The organism is Rhizobium sp. BT04 (assembly GCF_030053135.1).
GTDB classification, from domain to species: Bacteria; Pseudomonadota; Alphaproteobacteria; order Rhizobiales; family Rhizobiaceae; genus Rhizobium; species Rhizobium binxianense.
The window spans coordinates 1,495,553-1,510,671 of record NZ_CP125652.1 but is presented as its reverse complement, the minus strand read 5'-3'; the positions used below and the strand labels follow the sequence as shown (position 1 = coordinate 1,510,671).

At 61.6% G+C, this 15,119-nt stretch carries 13 protein-coding genes and 1 pseudogene; 6 read left to right on the top strand and 8 right to left on the bottom strand.

Going from position 1 to position 15,119, the window contains the following annotated elements:
• Positions 1-68: 68 nt before the first annotated feature.
• On the top strand, positions 69-1,094 hold the full coding sequence (locus QMO82_RS15980; RefSeq protein WP_183608166.1) for a metalloregulator ArsR/SmtB family transcription factor: 1,026 nt from the start codon (positions 69-71) through the stop codon (positions 1,092-1,094).
• Position 1,095: 1 nt separating this feature from the next.
• Positions 1,096-1,998 (top strand): methylenetetrahydrofolate reductase [NAD(P)H], encoded by a 903-nt coding sequence (gene metF, locus QMO82_RS15975; protein ID WP_183608167.1) that lies wholly within the window; start codon positions 1,096-1,098, stop codon positions 1,996-1,998.
• 458 nt (positions 1,999-2,456) lie between these two features.
• Here the strand turns inward: metF and QMO82_RS15970 are convergent, their stop codons facing one another.
• The 5 genes from QMO82_RS15970 to QMO82_RS15950 form a co-directional block, all read right to left on the bottom strand.
• Entirely contained in the window at positions 2,457-3,362 is a 906-nt protein-coding gene (locus tag QMO82_RS15970; protein WP_183608168.1) for a DMT family transporter, read from the bottom strand.
• 144 nt (positions 3,363-3,506) lie between these two features.
• Positions 3,507-4,724: a lytic murein transglycosylase gene (locus tag QMO82_RS15965; RefSeq protein WP_183608169.1), complete on the bottom strand. Its 1,218-nt coding sequence runs from the start codon at positions 4,722-4,724 to the stop codon at positions 3,507-3,509.
• Between the two features lie 81 nt (positions 4,725-4,805).
• A complete protein-coding gene (locus QMO82_RS15960) occupies positions 4,806-5,603 on the bottom strand; it encodes a GH25 family lysozyme (protein WP_183608170.1) in 798 nt (265 codons plus the stop codon).
• A 125-nt stretch (positions 5,604-5,728) separates the two neighbouring features.
• The gene (locus tag QMO82_RS15955) at positions 5,729-6,403 is read right to left on the bottom strand and encodes a class I SAM-dependent methyltransferase (protein ID WP_183608171.1); all 675 of its coding nucleotides are present in this window, start codon (positions 6,401-6,403) and stop codon (positions 5,729-5,731) included.
• On the bottom strand, positions 6,400-7,644 hold the full coding sequence (locus tag QMO82_RS15950; RefSeq protein WP_183608172.1) for a DUF3419 family protein: 1,245 nt from the start codon (positions 7,642-7,644) through the stop codon (positions 6,400-6,402). Before QMO82_RS15950 ends, QMO82_RS15955 begins: the two co-directional genes overlap by 4 nt.
• Positions 7,645-7,858: 214 nt before the next feature.
• On the opposite strand from QMO82_RS15950, the pseudogene QMO82_RS15945 reads away from it, so the two are divergent.
• Positions 7,859-9,281: pseudogene (locus tag QMO82_RS15945) on the top strand (serine hydrolase domain-containing protein).
• 46 nt (positions 9,282-9,327) lie between these two features.
• On the opposite strand, the gene QMO82_RS15940 reads toward QMO82_RS15945, so the two are convergent.
• From QMO82_RS15940 to QMO82_RS15930, 3 genes are all read right to left on the bottom strand, one after another.
• Positions 9,328-10,260 (bottom strand): lytic transglycosylase domain-containing protein, encoded by a 933-nt coding sequence (locus tag QMO82_RS15940; RefSeq protein ID WP_183608174.1) that lies wholly within the window; start codon positions 10,258-10,260, stop codon positions 9,328-9,330.
• Positions 10,261-10,375: 115 nt separating this feature from the next.
• Entirely contained in the window at positions 10,376-11,011 is a 636-nt protein-coding gene (locus QMO82_RS15935) for a LysE family translocator (protein WP_183608175.1), read from the bottom strand.
• A gap of 57 nt (positions 11,012-11,068) precedes the next feature.
• Positions 11,069-12,280, bottom strand: a complete 1,212-nt coding sequence (locus QMO82_RS15930; protein WP_183608176.1) for a pyrophosphate--fructose-6-phosphate 1-phosphotransferase — start codon at positions 12,278-12,280, stop codon at positions 11,069-11,071.
• 514 nt (positions 12,281-12,794) lie between these two features.
• On the opposite strand from QMO82_RS15930, the gene QMO82_RS15925 reads away from it, so the two are divergent.
• The 3 genes from QMO82_RS15925 to QMO82_RS15915 all read left to right on the top strand — a co-directional run bounded on the left by QMO82_RS15925 (position 12,795) and on the right by QMO82_RS15915 (position 15,049).
• Positions 12,795-13,502: a DnaJ family molecular chaperone gene (locus QMO82_RS15925; protein ID WP_183608177.1), complete on the top strand. Its 708-nt coding sequence runs from the start codon at positions 12,795-12,797 to the stop codon at positions 13,500-13,502.
• Complete coding sequence (locus QMO82_RS15920) at positions 13,499-14,260, top strand: N-acetylmuramoyl-L-alanine amidase (RefSeq protein WP_183608178.1); 762 nt, start codon at positions 13,499-13,501, stop codon at positions 14,258-14,260. The genes QMO82_RS15925 and QMO82_RS15920 overlap by 4 nt, the downstream gene beginning before the upstream one ends.
• A gap of 261 nt (positions 14,261-14,521) precedes the next feature.
• Positions 14,522-15,049, top strand: a complete 528-nt coding sequence (locus tag QMO82_RS15915; RefSeq protein ID WP_183608179.1) for a lytic transglycosylase domain-containing protein — start codon at positions 14,522-14,524, stop codon at positions 15,047-15,049.
• Positions 15,050-15,119 lie beyond the last annotated feature (70 nt).

Below are 15,119 nucleotides of genomic sequence, written 5' to 3'. Positions count from 1 at the left end.
GCGAATTGCTGCTTGTCACCGCAATCCAAATCACATAAAGATATCTTTATATCTTGATTGGACCGAAGATGAGCGAACCCTTGAAGCTTGGACTGGATGCGCTGGTGGACGTCTTGAAGGCGGCCGGCGAGCCCACGCGCCTGCGTCTTCTGGCGCTTCTCGACGGCGGCGACCTGACGGTGACCGATCTTACCGAAATTCTCGGCCAATCCCAGCCCCGCATCTCCCGACATCTGAAGCTGCTTGGCGAGGCCGAGCTGATCGAACGCTATCAGGAGGGCGCCTGGGCCTATTTCCGCCTCAAGCAGGACGGCAAGGCGGCCATGCTGGTGCGGGCATTGCTGAAGCATGTCTCCGAGAACGATCCGACCATTCTTCGCGACGGCGAGCGGCTGTCGGCGGTCAAGCGCCAGCGGGCCGAGCGGGCACAGGCCTATTTCAGCCGCAACGCGGCGGAATGGGACGAGCTTCGCCGCCTGCATGCGGCCGACGAGGAAGTCGATGCCGCCGTCATCCGGCTGCTCGGCAGCCAGCCGATCGATTCGCTGCTCGATCTCGGCACCGGCACCGGCCGCATCCTCGAACTGCTTTCCGGGCTCTACCGCCGGGCGATCGGTGTCGATGCCAGCCGCGACATGCTGAGCGTGGCGCGCGCCAATCTCGACAAATCCCGCATCACCAAGGCCACCGTGCGCCATGCCGATATCCTGAACCTGCCGTTCGAGGGCCAGGATTTCGACCTGGTGACGATCCATCAGGTGCTGCATTTCTTCGACCAGCCGGAGATCGCCATCGCGGAAGCGGCGCGCATGCTGCGGCCGGGCGGCCGGCTCGTGGTCATCGACCTTGCGCCGCACACGCTCGAATATCTCCGCGACGAGCATGCGCATGTCCGTCTCGGTTTTTCGCACCAGGCGATATCCGACTGGCTGCACAGGGCCGGGCTCGACGTCGAGCAGGTGGTCGATCTTCATCCGGGTCAGCAAAGCGGGCAGGGGTTGACGGTCACCGTCTGGCTCGCGCGCGATCCCAGGCGCCTCATGGCTTCGCAGACGAGCGAAGGCGCCGAACCTACATTTGCCGGGAGAGTATGACATGGCTTTGAATAACGAGGTACGCGGCCGCAACATCGGGATTTCCTTCGAATTCTTCCCGCCGAAATCGGAGGAGATGGAAGGGCAGCTCTGGGATACCGTCAGCAAGCTGCAGGACTGGGCTCCGGATTTCGTGTCGGTGACCTACGGCGCTGGCGGCACCACCAAGGCGCCGACGCTCACCGCCGTAACACGGTTCCTGTCGCAGACGCCGCTTGCCACCGCCTCGCACCTGACCTGCGTCGGGGCGACTAAGGACGAGACGCATCAGATGATCGAGACCTTCCGTAAGGTCGGCGTGACGCATTTCGTGGCGCTGCGCGGCGATGCGCCCGGCGGCGCCGGCGCGCCCTACCAGCCGCATCCCGGCGGCTATGCCAATGCGGCGGAGTTGGTGGCCGGCCTCAAGGAGATCGGCGATTTCGAGATTTCGGTTTCCGCCTATCCGGAAAAACACCCGGAAAGCCGTGACACGGCTGCCGATATCGAGATGCTGAAGCGCAAGGCCGACAATGGCGCCGACCGGGCGTTGACGCAGTTCTTCTTCGACAACGACAATTTCGAGCGTTATCTGGAGCGGGTGCGCGCTGCCGGTATCTCGATCCCGATCGTGCCCGGCATCATGCCGATCCAGAATCTGACGCAGCTGAAGCGTTTCGCAGGCGCCTGCGGCACCATCATTCCGGCCTTCCTGGATGAGCGCTTCGCCGGCTTCGACGACAAGCCCGAGGAGCGGGCGAAGGTCGCAGCCGATGTCGCCGCCGAGCAGATCGAGGATCTCGTCCGGCGCGGCCTGAACGAGTTCCATCTCTATACGATGAACCGCGCGCCGCTGGTTTCCGCCGTGCTCGACAATCTCGGTCTCTCCCGCCGGGCGCCAAAGAGCGCGGGCGCGGCCGCCTGATCTTTCCACCTTAAAAGGGAAAAGCGCATGTCGGGCGGGGACATGCGCTTTTTCATTGGCGGATTGATCAGGGGAGTTCAGGTACTACCAGTCATTCCGTCTTCGTGTTGGCCGGCTCAGATGAAGAGCATGGACAAGACGAAAGCAAACGCTGCACTGACCAACAGAACATTCAAGGATTGCGTGAGTCCCATGTCTGTCTCCTCGCGTTAACCGGCCGATAATATGTCTGAAATATGTCGGTTGGGAAGAAGATTCTATGCTGCGCTGCAGAAGAGTGCGGTGGATAAGTCAAGTGGCATTTCGGCAAGTTTTTGAAATAAAACGATTATATTCCATAAATTTTTGTTCACAGATTTTAACATGCCGTTAAATTCGGCGACTGTGCATTTACCTATGCGCCCAAAACATGGCGAGCCCGCAACCGGTTGAAATTATAGGGAATCCGCAACCGGCTTTCAGGTGGTGCGGCTCAACAGGCGATAGATGCGGCCGTCAAGAATGACGAGGCCGAACCCGATCAGCGCCATACCGATAAATTCGCCGAGTGCGAGCCTTTCGCCGAGGAAAAGCGCGCCGAGAAGGATGGCGCTCGGCGGCACCAGCAGGGTGACGAGGGAGGCGTTAGTGGCGCCGGCGGCCGCCATGATGCGGAAATAGAGGATGTAGCCGAAGGCGGTCGACAGCAGCGCCAGCGCCAGAATGGCAAGCAGGACATCGAGCGACGGTGCGGCAAGCTTCCAGGGGCGATCTGACAGCAGCGACAGCGGCAGCGCAATCAGCGAGGAGGCGGTCAACTGGCCGGCAGCGGTGACCGGGGCGGGAACATTCCTGAAGCGTTTGCCGTAGGTGGCGGCGAAACCATAAGAGATGGCGGCAAGCACCGGCAGAAGCAGCGCCCAGAGCGGCGCCTCGCCACCGGCCGAGATGCCAGGTCCGATCAGCACGATCGTTCCGGCCAGGCCAACAAGGCAGCCGCCGATCTTTGCCGCGGACAGCTTCTCGTCGGAGGTGAAATAATTGGCGATGAGCACGGTCCATATCGGCGTCGTCGCATTCAGGATCGCCGCGAGGCCGGCGCCGATGCGGGTTTGGCCGAAGAAAATCAGCGCATGCGGCAGGGCATTGTTGATCAGGCCGAGGATGAGGAATTCGCGCCAGCGGCGCCAGAGGATCGAATAGAAGTCGAAACGGCCGGCGATATAGATATGCAGCGCCAGCGCTGCGAGCAGCAGCCTAAAAAAGACCAGCGTCAGCGGCGGCACGTGCTGGACGGCGATGCGGGCAAAGAAGAAGGAGCCGCCCCAGATCAGGCCGAGCAGGACCAGCAGGCCCCAGGTCCAGGCATTCATTCTGCTGTCCACGCCGATTCCTCCACCGCAAGCCGCATGCTCGCCGTATCGTCTTGTCGAAACCGGCGTCGGCTCCTGATCCCTATGTTGAGGGCAGGCCGCGGTCAGCGCCACCCGTTTCTTGCGAAGCGGGCGGCGGCGAGGTCTTCGCGGCGATCAGAGAGCGTTGAGCAGGGCAGGCGTCGCCCAGCCGTCAGCGGGGATGCCGAGGCGTTGCTGTTCCTTCTGGATCGCGACGCGTGTGCCGGAGCCGAGGATGCCGTCGATCTCGCCGACGTCATGGCCAAGCGACTGCAGCTTGGTCTGCAGCGTCTTCATCTGTTCGTTGGCGAGCCCTTGTTCCGGCATGCCCTTCAGATAGGTCGGGGCACCGGAAAGGCGCGTTCCGAAATAGGCGGCCGATGTCGTGTAGATGAACGACTTGTTCCATTCGAGATAGATCTTGAAATTGGGATAAGCGATGAAGGCCGGTCCCATGCGGCCCTGCGGCAGGACCAGGTCGCCTTCGAGGTTGCCGAAGGCGGTATTGCCGTCGCGCGGCTTCACGCCGAGCGCGAACCAATCGCTAGCCTTCATCGTGCCGCCGAGGCCGGATTTCTCCCAGGGCAGGTTATCGGGCAGGGTCACTTCCTGCAGCCAGGGCTGACCGCGCTCGAAGCCGAGATGCTGGATGAATTTTGCTGCCGTCAGGATGGCGTCCGGGCCGCTCTGCTTCAGGCGGACATGGCCGTCGCCATCGCCGTCCATGCCATAGGCGACGATGTCGCGCGGCAGCATCTGCACCTGGCCGATTTCGCCGGCCCAGGCGCCCGTATTGGTGGCGGGATCGAGGTCGCCGTGCTGTACCATTTCGACGAGAGCGATCAGCTGCGGGCGGAAGAGTTCCGGGCGGCGGCAGTCATGCGACAGCGTGACCAGAGCATTGCGGGTGTTGAAATCGCCCTGGACGGCGCCGAAATCGGTTTCCATCGCCCAGAAGGCGGTGATGACGCCGGGGGGGACACCGAATTCCTGTTCGGCGCGGGCAAAAACGTCGGCATATTGCTTCATCTTCTGGCGGCCGATGTCGAGGCGGGCCTGGCTGACGGTGCGCTGGGAGAATTCGAGGAAGGTCTGCTTGAAGACGCCCTGGGCACGGTCCCGGCTCAGCACCTTGGGGTCGATCTCGGCGCCGGCGAAGGCCTCGTCGGCGGCTGCCGCACTGGCGCCGGCCGCAACCGCATCTTTCTTGACGCCTGCGAGGAAGGCGGAGAGGTCGCCGCCGCAAGGGGCAGCCGGGGCTGCGTCCGGCGCCTGCTGGGCGGCCGCGGCGCCGGCCAGCGCGAGGGCAAACAGAAGGGCGAGTGCAGAGCGGCTTGCGAGCGAGCGGTGCATGGATGCGGTCCTTATATCAAACAGATAACCGTCGCTTTCACAGAGGAATGTGACGGAAGCAAGAAACATTGAAAGACGTTACTAAGAATTTCTATCCTTGGAAACGGCCGCGACCCAATTGTTCCAGTTCTTTGCGCTGCCGGCAAAGACATTGATATCGGTAGGACCGCTGATGCCGGGAATGACGCCGGTCGAGGTATATTGCCAGAAGGCCCAGCGGCGGTCGGAATAGGTCACTTCGGGGTGTTTTGCCACCGAACGGACCCAGAAATGATAATCCTGGAAGTAGCCCGCGAGATTGTCGCGATGGAAATCGACCGAGGTGTAGATGATCGGGCGCTTGCCGTAATAGGCCTCCAGCCGGTCCATGAAACGCTGCATTTCGGCGCGCACCGTTTCCGGGTCGGGACGATAGCGGCAGGTCTTCGATTCGGCGTTCCATTCCACGTCGAGCACCGGCGGCAGGCGCATGGCCTCCTTCGGCACGTTGCGGATGAACCAGTCGGCCTGCTGATCGGCCGAGGAGCAGAAATAGTAAAAGTGATAGGGGGCGTGCGGGATGCCGGCGGCGCGGGCTTCGCGCCAATATTCGTCGAAGCGCGGATCGACCCGGTCCTTGCCCTCGGTCGCCTTGATGAAGGCGAAGGCGACGCCGGAATTCCTGACCGTGGCCCAGTCGATATCGCCCTGCCACTTGGAGATATCGATACCGTGGATCTGGTTCTGCTCCGGATGCTTGGGGCCGAAATCCTGCGGATCGGTATCCTTAAAGCGTGTCTTCGGCTTGATCGACGCCGTTTCAAGATAGTCATGACCGGAGGAGGTGCAGCCGGCCAGCAAGATGGCCAGGGGCAAAACGCAAAACAAAAGCCGGCGCATGGGCGTCCCGTCGTAACTCGAATGATCTTTTTGCCCCACAGCTTGACCTTCGGAAATGACGAGTCAGCAGAGGATAACCCTCTTTTCACCATATCAACGTAAAAAATCGGTTAGTTTCAAGCGAATTATGAGCGCTTGCTGATAATGGCCGCCCGCCAGGTATAACCGCCGCCAACGGTATCGAACAACAATCTCGCGTTGTTTTCATGGGCTTGCGCCTCCAGAACCTCGCGCAGATCGGGGCGCGGGGTGACGTGGAATTTCGCAAGCCAGGACTGCAGCATGCGCCGGAACCAGCCAGGCAGGCCTTCCTGCTGGCCGAAATCGACGATGTGCAGCTGACCGCCGGGATTGAGTGCTGCGATCGATGCATCGACGGCCCGCTCCCAGTCCGGGATCATCGACAGGGCGTAGGAAATCAGGATGCGGTCGAAGCCGCTGACGCCGAATTCGCGCGGCGTGAACGCCGTGGCGTCGGCGACGCGGAAGTCCGGGATCGTCGCCTTGGTGGCGAAGGTCTTGCGCGCCGAAATCAACATCTCCTGGGAAATGTCGAGGCCGAACAGCTTGGCGGTCGGGAAATGCCGGTGGGCGAAAGCCATGTTGCGCCCCGTGCCGCAGCCGACTTCGAGCAGGGTACCGTCTTCGGGCACGTCGAGATTACGGATCGTGCTGTCGCGGCCGAGAAGGTAATATTTGCGGGTCAGGTCGTAGATATGGCGCTGGTAGCGGTACATGCCATCCATCAGGCTGGCATGTTCGTCGCTGTTGCCTGCCGTCTCGGTGCCGACCTTGCTCACGCCTTTTTCCCGTAAATGTGGAAGCCGCCATAGATCGCCGAGCGATCGAGCGCCGTCAGTTCACGCGACTTGTCCTCGAAGTAATCCCACTGGTCGCGGATCGAAGGAGAGAGGCGCCCCTCGATGATGCTCTTTTCGGCGGCGGTGCGGAAGATCACGCGCGCGCCTTCGCGCGCCGTGCGGGTGATTTCCCGCCAGACGTCGTTCAGCTGCTCGTCCGTCATCCAGTCCTGCGCGTCGAGCAGGATGTAGCGGTCGCGTGAGGCGGCCGGCTCGCGCGCCAGAAGCTCGGTGAAGCTTGCATGGTGGACGTTGACGCGGTCGACATTGGCGCGGATCAATTCGTAATGCTCCGACTTCAGATAGGTCGGCAGCGGGCCTTCCTCTTCGGTGCCGTAGCGGCGACCGAAGGCCTGCCAGGCGAAATAATTGTCGCGCATCGGGAAATGACAGGCGAGCTTTTCCAGGCGATGCTTCAGCACCGGCGCGATCGAATGATCGGCGGCGAGGCTTGCAAGCTCGTCATATTGCTGTGGCGGGATGCCGAGGCCGAACAGTGAGCTCTTGCGGCCGGTGATCCAACGCACGACCGGCTTTTCGAACAGTGGCGCGATCTGCTCTTCGAAGAACTGGCGCTGTTCGCGAATAGTGCGGGTCTTGGTCATTTCGCGCAGCTTGACGCCGTGCAGGCGGGCAAGAAGATGGGCTGCGCCGATGAAGCGGCCGAGCAGGCCGGTTTCATAGATATTACGGTCGAAGACCGTGACGCGGCGGCGGCCGAACTTGCGGCCGTTCCAGTAGCTGCGGGTCGTCTCGTCGAGCTTGGCGGCGAGGTGCCGGTCGAAGGCGCGGCTGTTCGACTTCTCGTTCGGCATCGCCAGGAAACGGACGAGATCGGCATGATCGGGGAGATGCTTGAAGGCGGCGAGCTTCAGGCGGTTCAGCGCGATATGGTGCGGGTTGAGATCGACGACGTCGATCGAGGCCGGCGCCTTGGAGAGATAGGCGAGCATGTTGCAGCCGCCGGAGCCGATGGTGACGATGCGATGGTTCGGCTTCAGCTCCATCGCCTGCATGTCGAGATCAGGATCTTCCCAGATCTGCGGATAGACGAGGCCGGAGAAGAGAAGGCCGAAGAGGCGCTCGGAAAAGCCGTCCTTCGAAAAAGCCTTGTGGCGGAGAAGGGCGTCCTTGAGTTTCCGGTTCTTGCGGAAGCCGGCATCCGGTGCAAATTCTGACATGAGTCTGTCACCTTTTTAGCGTTCAGGGCGTGTAGCGCGCCACTGCTACAGTTTGATGACGTGGGCTGTGGGCGCCCGCTCGCGCGGCTGCGGCTTTCATGAAGGGTGATCCCGATCACTTCTTCAGGAAGTGATCGGCATGGTGCGCCTTCTTCGCACCGGCCCCTTTCCGGCGGGTGCGATTCCTGCTTTTCTCCCGGCATGGAGGAATGCCATGCGATTTGTCCTGCGTATTCTGAAGGCGCTTGCTCTCCTTATCGTCCTCGTCGTCATCGGCGCCGCCGGCTGGCTCTTCGTCCAGCCGCCGGAATTGCTGCGGGTCGGCGACGGCTATGCCGCGAAGATCGTCTGCTCCAACGTCTTCATTGCCGGCCGCGAGGCCGGGGATGTGCTCCATGACGACGTCCAGGCGCCCGGAAATCCGCTGCTGCGGCTGGTGCGCGTCAGCGTCGACCGCGACAACGATCGCGTGACGGCGCGCTTCATGGGGCTGTTTGCGCCGAGTTATGCGCTCTATCGCAGCGCTTTCGGCTGCACCAGCGTGCCGGACGGCAATTTCGAGGCGGCGGCGAATGCGGTGCCTTTCGAAGCGCCGGCCAGAGTGGAGGCGAACGACGCGGTGTGGCCGCAAGGTGAGGGCGCCGGCGATCAGCCGGATGCGAAGATCGCCGCGCTGCTTGCTGATGCCCGACTTGCCGGCCCGGCCATGCGGGCGATCGTGGTGGTGCGCAATGGCCGCATCGTCGCCGAGGCCTATGGACCCGGATTCTCGGCAAGGACGCCGCTGATCGGCTGGTCGATGACGAAGACGGTGAATGCCGCAATTCTCGGCCGGCTGATGCTCGACGGCAAGATCTCCTTCGACGATGATCATCTGCTGGCGCAGTGGAAGAACGATGCGCGTGCCGGGATCAAGGTCTCCGATCTGCTCGGCATGGAGAGCGGCCTTGCCTTCAACGAGGATTATGGCGACGTCGCCGATGTGACGCGCATGCTCTATCTCGACCCCGACATGGTATCGTTGCCGGCCAACGCACCGATGGAGGCCGCACCCGGCCAGCGTTTCCGCTATTCGAGCGGCACGGCGGTACTCTTGTCGCGCATCTGGATGGACAGGGTCGGCAATCCGCAGGCGGCCTTTTCCTATCCGCACGACGCGCTGTTTTCACCGCTCGGCATGACCAGCGCCGTGTTCGAACTCGATGCGCGCGGCACCTTTGCCGGAAGCTCCTATCTCTATGCGACGGCGCATGACTGGGCTCGCTTCGGGCAGTTCCTGCTGCAGGATGGCGTCTGGAACGGCCAGCGGTTGCTGCCGGAAGGTTTCGTCGGCGCCATGCGCACGCCGACGGCGGCGTCGAATGGGAGCTATACGCAGGGCCAGGCCTGGCTCTCCCCCGGCGGCTCAAGCGCCAAGTTCGGGCTGCCGGAGGATACATTCTGGCTGACGGGTCATGACGGGCAGAGCATGGCGATCGTGCCTTCCGCCAATCTGGTCGTCATCAGGCTCGGGCTGACGCCGGGCTGGCTCGGCTATCAGCCGCAGACGCTTCTGAAGGCGATCCTGGCGGCCTTGCCACCGGGGGAACCGCAACAGCAGGCCGGATCACAATAGCCAAGCCCAGCCGCAGCCATAGGCTGCGACCGCCTTTCAGCCGTCATTCTATTCAGGAATTGCCGATTTCAATAATTGCCTTGGGCGATGTCGCTCATGCCCTTGCGCTTGGCGTCGTAATAATAGCCGCGCGCATAGAGGCGGACGGCATCGTCTTCCTTGTTGTCGGAGACGAGCCAGGCGCCACGCAAATATTTGGCGGCATATTTGATGTTGGTTTCCGCATCGAAGAGACCGCCCGGGGCGCCGTCATAACCCATCGACTTGGCGGTATTGTATTTGATCTGCATGAGGCCGAAATAGCCGCGCTTGTTGTAGGCCTTCGGATTGTAGCGGCTCTCGCGATGGACGATGCGGTGGAGCAGCGTCTCGGGAATTTCGTAGACCTTCGAATATTTTTGAATGAGCTTGGTGACGAAGCTTTTTTCGACCGTCGGCGCATCGTCTTTGTCGTCGTCGCTGAACATCGGCGGCGCCGTCGGCGGATCGATCGGCCCGGATTCGTCGAAACCGTAGTCCATGCTGGCACGCGGCGTGGTGTCGACGGCCGCAAGTGCTGCAAGCGCGCTGTTCTGCGGTGTCGCGGCAAAGGCAAGCTGGGTCGTCGGTTGTGCCGGGGTTCCCGGACGCGGCGTCGGCACGACGGACTGGATCGCCGTCATCTCGGGCGTCAGCGGGATTTGCGCATAGGCTGCCGGCTGCATGCCTGCCTGCATGGCGAGATCGGCAGACTGAGAGGCTGCTACGGTCGGCATCGCCGTTGCGGTCAGGGAGGGGGATGCCTGGGGAATGGTGGCGCCGCCTACGGCTGCGCCTTCGGCTGTCGGGATCGCCGCGAGTGTGGCGTCTTCGCCGGGTTTCGGCATCGGCACGACGGTCTGGGCAGCTGTCAGCTCGGCCTGGGACGTGTATTCGACGCTCGTGCATCCCGTCATCACGCCGCAGAGTATCGTCGAAACGACAAGACTGCGTTTCAGGCCGGACAATCCGATCGCTACCATTCCGCCACTTTCGTGAAATCGCGCCGCCCCGGCAGCGTATAAAAGTTACTAAAAACCTTAAGCCCTGCCCGACCCATTAACCTATTCGTGGCATTCCGGCAACCACGGAATATTTCTAGGCTGCAATACGGCGATACCCGGCAGTGACGGCGCCTGCGGCGATCAGCAAGGTGCCGCCGGTGCGGTTTACGGCGCGCTGGATGCTCGCCTTGCGAATCAGTCCGCGCGCGGTATGGGCGAGAAATGCGTAGGTGGAAGCGTTAAGGATCGCCAGCACGAGGAAGGTCGCTTCCATGATCGCCATCTGGCCGACGAAGGGCAGGGCCGGATTGAGGAACTGCGGCACGAAGGCGACGAAGAAGATGATGCTCTTGGGATTGAGGGCGGTGACGACATAGGCGTGGAGGAAGATCTTGAGCGACTTTTCCTCCGGCAGATTGTCGTTGTCGGCGACCGGTTCCCCGATCACAGGAGCCCGCCAGAGCTTGATTCCCAGCCAGATCAGGTAGGCGCCGCCGATCCACTTCAAGACGGTGAAGAGGGTGGCGGAGGCGGCCAGGACGGCGCCGAGTCCGAAGAGAGACGCCGTCATCGCGGTGAAGTCACCAAGCGCCACGCCGCTGACAGTCGCAAACGCAGTCCTGCGTCCATGACCGAGCGCATAGGAGACGACGAGCAGTATCGTCGGCCCCGGTATGGCCAGCATGATGGCGGATGCGGCCGCAAAAGCGAGCCAGGCTTCAAATGACATGGTGTCTCCTCCTATTCCTCAGGAACAAGCAAAGACATCATATTAACCATCCGTCAATCACGCTTCTTTGTATTTCTGGCCTATATTGTCCATGACTTCGGCAAACCATCCCGTAGAAAGGTCAAAAGCCTTGCCGCCCTTGATGCGCGGGAATTCTATAGTGCGCAATTTACCGTTTTGCGCTTCATCATGGCCGGTGACGCCGGAGACTTTGTTGAGCGCGCTTTCGACGGCGAGATCGACCATGCTCTGGATCAGCCTGAGATCGTCGCCGTTGGCAGGCGCCGAGCGGGCGAAATAGCCTGATTTCTGCACGAGGGAACGCTCGGCGTTCAACAGGCTGGCGAACTGCTTCTGGAACCAGGCGCCGACATTGATCGTGTCGATCTTCACATGGCCGAAGGCGTCGCGCTTGACGGTCTCGCCGGCGGCTTCACGCTCGGCGACGATGGCGTCGAGGCAGGCGCCTTCCGAGACGAAGACCGTGGCGTGGCCGTTGCGGTCCATGCTTTCCTTGAGACGGGCGGCCTCGGCGTCGAGGTCGAAGGCCATCTCAGGCAGGTAGACGGCGTCGATGCTCTTCAGATGCGCGTCCATCATCAGGCCGTCGACATACTGGTTGCGGCTGGTGCGCTGGAGATAGGCGCGGGCGGTGGCGGCCGTCAGCCAGCCGCAATGGCGGCCCATGACCTCGTGGATGACCAGGGTGCGCGGGGCGGCCGTCTGTTCGTTGCCGACATTGTCGAAGAAATGCGCGCCGACTTCGGCGGCCGTCCAGGCGCCGAGCGACTGGCGGATCGGCACGACGTCGTTGTCGACGGTCTTCGGCAGCCCGACGACGGTGAGGTTGTAACCGTTGGCAGCGAGGTAGGCGGCAAGGTCGGCGGCCGTGGTGTTGGTGTCGTCGCCGCCGATCGTGTGGAGAATGGTGATGCCGTCATTGGCGAGGCGTTCGGCGGCGACCCTGAGCGGGTTCTCGCCTTCCTTGACCAGGCCGCGCTTGACGCAGTCGGCAGCATTGGTGAGCTTGACGCGGCTGTTGCCGATCGGCGAGCCGCCATAACGATGCAGCAGCGGCGCCTTTTCGCGCATCTCGCGGGTGATGTCGATGCTGTCGCCGGTGAGCACGCCCTGGTAGCCGGACTTGTACGCGACGATATCGAGGTCGGGTGCCACGTCGCTGTAGCGTTCGATGAGGCCGCCGACGGCGGAGGAAAGACAGGGCGCCAGGCCTCCGGCGGTCAGCATTGCGACTTTCTGCTTGGCCATGATCCCTCCTATGGCGTTTCGGTGCGGCGGTATCGGCGAACGCGCTTCGCATCACATTTGATTCACGCGACGCGCTTAGCCCTTTGTTTTTATGCATGTCGTTATTCCGGAACCGCTGCACCCTTCCGGGCGACATGCATGAGCGCATGGATGCGGCAGGGAAAGGGACCTGTAAAGTAAAGAATTTACGAAAAGCGCGCCTTTCTGCCGCGTGGTGACTGGAAGAGCTGATATAATCGTTTCAAGCCGGTTATGACTGTCGAGAACTGTTGTGGAAATTGCCGGCGGCTTGCGCTCCGGAGCCAACCTATTGGACAGATGTCGGTCATCTCGGCGGCGCCGAGTCTTGCTCTCATGCGGGTCCAAGCGAGCGTGATGACCCTTTGCTGCGGTGCGACAATTACCAAATCGTGAAAACTGTGTTCGGCCCTACGACCAATAGTCGCCTTGCAAAGGCTGCGATTCTTTGGTCAAGCTGTTCTCTATAAGTTGACAAGTATGTGTGAGATTTTCGATGTCCTTCTGGGAAAAACTGTTGAATGCCATTGGCAATACCGCGGGCAATGCGCTCTCCGCGGTGGTCGAGGCTATCCGAACGGTTTTCGAAGGCGATCCCGAGACCCGGCGCAAGGTGGCTTTCTCTGTGGCGATCATCGCACTGTCGGCCAAGATGGCCAAGGCCGACGGCATCGTCAGCGAGAAGGAGGTCGAAGCCTTCCGCGAAATCTTCGAATTCCCTGAGGATCAAGCGAAGAACGTCGCCAGGCTGTACAATCTGGCACGCCAGGATGTGGCCGGCTACGAAGCCTATGCCGAACGGCTCTCGGCGCTTTGCGTCACCTGCGCGGCCAATTGCACGGTGCTGGAAGACGTGCTCGATGGCCTCTTCCATATCGCCAAGGCCGACGGGTTGATCCACGAGAAGGAACTGAATTTCCTGCGCCATATCGGCGAGATCTTCGAGATGAGCGAAACCCGCTTCGAGCAGATCGCCGCCCGCCACGTCTCATCCGGCGGCGATCCTTACAAGGTGCTCGGCGTCTCGCCTTCGGATGATTTCCCGACGATCCGCCGCCGTTACCATGGCCTCGTGAGCGAACATCATCCCGATCGGCTGATCTCACGCGGCGTGCCGAAGGAATTCCATGTGATCGCCAATGAACGCATGGCGGCGTTGAACGCCGCCTATGCGGCGATCGAGAAGGAACGCCGCGCCGCATGACCTCTTTCGAGGCCGACTTCAGGAGCGCCCGCGTGCAGCCTTCGCCGAACCACGGCGAGCGGACGGATGGGCGCCGCCCGGACATGATCCTGCTGCACTATACCGGTATGCCGACGGCGGATGGCGCGCTCGACTGGCTCTGTCGCGTCGAGAGCCAGGTTTCCAGCCATTATTTCGTGCATGAGAACGGTGAGGTGGTGCAGCTCGTGCCGGAAACGCGCCGTGCCTGGCACGCCGGAAAGAGCAGCTGGCGCGGCGAAACGGATATCAATTCGCTGTCGATCGGTATCGAGATCGCCAATTCCGGCCATCCGGGCGGGCTTCCCGATTATCCGGAAAAGCAGATCGGCGCGGTGATTGAATTGTGTCGCGACTGTGTCAAACGTTGGTCGATCGCGCCGGAACGGGTGCTTGGGCATTCCGATGTCGCGCCGATCCGTAAGGTCGATCCGGGCGAAAAATTCCCGTGGGCCGAGCTCCACCGGGCGGGCGTCGGGCACTGGGTCGAGCCGGCAAGGATCACCGGCGGGCGCTTCTTCCAGCGTGGCGATGCCGGCCAACCTGTCGAAGCCCTACAGTCGATGCTGTCGCTCTATGGTTATGGCACTGAGATCACAGGCCAATTTTCCGAAAAGACGGCGGGTGACGTGGAAGCTTTCCAGCGCCATTTCCGGCCCGAACGGGTTGACGGAATCGCCGATTTCTCGACGATCGACACGCTGCACCGGCTGCTGTCGGCGCTGCCGCGTTATTCCTGATCGGAAGAGCCAGGTATCAGGGCGGATTTCTCGCGACCGGCGGGAAAACCGTCTCGCCACATCATTTCCCTATTATCTCCTCATTGCGATGGTCTAAGGACGCCCGCTGAACAGCGCTCACAGCTTTTTCAAGTGTAACGATGGGCGCCAAATGAAACGATAAGAATTGCTGCGGAATGCGATCAGTCCTTGATCGCGTATGACCGGATGACGGCGAGGCGCGCAGTCATGCAATTCTTTGGGTCGGAGTGAAGAGACTATATGAAGAATTTTATTGTTGGCGCTGCGGCGTGCTTCGGCATGCTGCTGGCAGGGTATAACTTTGCCTCGGCGAATGATGACTGGGGTATCAGGGCGCAAACCATTTCGCTGAAGACCGTCGATCGCCAGAGCGGCTATGCTATGCCGGACTTCTCCACCGCCGTTCCCTATGCCGCGCTGATCAATAAATATGCCGCCGAATACAATGTGCCTGTCGCACTCGCCCAGGCCGTCATTCGCGTCGAGAGCAATTTCAATCCGAAAGCACGCGGCAGCGCCGGCGAAGTGGGCCTGATGCAGATCAAGCCGGCAACGGCCAGGATGATGGGATATTCCGGCACACGCAAGGGCCTATTCGATCCCGACACAAACATCAAATACGGCATGAAATATCTGGCCGCCGCCCATCAGCTCGGTGGCGGGCAGACTTGCAACACCATCCTCAAATACAATGCCGGCCATGCCGCAACGCGGATGAACCCGGTGTCGAAGACCTATTGCGGCAAGGTCCTGGCGATGCTCGACTGAGTACAGTGACGCGCGTCCGGGCAAGATGCCGTTGCGGCAATTTTGTGATATGAATCAGCCTGCTTGCCAT